The 329-nt window shown below is 69.6% G+C and carries 1 pseudogene; it reads left to right on the forward strand.

The window, feature by feature from the left end:
* Nucleotides 1-175: 175 nt before the first annotated feature.
* Nucleotides 176-329, forward strand: a pseudogene (locus CCN56_RS46040) (acyl-CoA dehydrogenase); the annotation flags it as partial.

The following is a 329-nucleotide window of genomic DNA, read 5'->3' on the forward strand; positions in this document are numbered from 1 at the left end:
GGAGCGGCGCGCCGCTCCGCGGCCCGTCAGCTTGGGGGCGTCGGCGGAGGTCTCGATCACCCCGCCAGTATTCCAGGCCGCTGTTTCGGGGGGTTACGGCAGCACCCTTCTGCGCTACGCTAACCGGTACTGCAGTACCTTCCCCAGTACCACTTTGCGCGCCGCTGGAGTCGCCATGGATGTCGACCGCCTGCTTCCCACCCCCGAGGCAGCGGACCTCATCGCCCTCACCCGGGAGATCGCCGACAAGGAACTCTCTCCGCGGGTGGACGAGCACGAGGCCGCCGAGGCCTATCCCGAAGGGCTCTTCGCCACCCTCGGCGAGGCCG

Source organism: Streptomyces sp. NRRL B-24572, assembly GCF_002156145.1.
In the GTDB taxonomy this organism is placed as follows: Bacteria; Actinomycetota; Actinomycetes; order Streptomycetales; family Streptomycetaceae; genus Streptomyces; species Streptomyces vietnamensis.